Source organism: Flavobacterium salmonis, from assembly GCF_903819435.1.
Lineage (GTDB): Bacteria > Bacteroidota > Bacteroidia > Flavobacteriales > Flavobacteriaceae > Flavobacterium > Flavobacterium chungangense.
The window spans coordinates 1-204 of record NZ_CAIJDP010000119.1; the positions used below are offsets into that span (position 1 = coordinate 1).

General features: G+C 30.4%; 1 pseudogene. It reads right to left on the reverse strand.

Features of this window, described 5'->3' with window-relative positions:
• A pseudogene (locus FLACHUCJ7_RS25160) lies at window positions 1-204 on the reverse strand (IS110 family transposase); the annotation flags it as partial.

A 204-nucleotide genomic window follows, 5' to 3' on the forward strand; every position in this document is an offset into this window, starting at 1 on the left:
TAAATCAATATTTTTAGGTGTGTTTTTATTGACTCTTTTGTGAATTTTCGGATCCGTGTAATGTTGCTTTTTATTGTTGTTGCTATCAATCTGGTCTTGAAGTAATTTTTTTATTTCTATATCGCAGTCTTTGATCTGATTTTGCAGATTTTGATACATCTGGTATTCCTGCTTTAGAGCAAATAGATAATCTTTACGGCCATT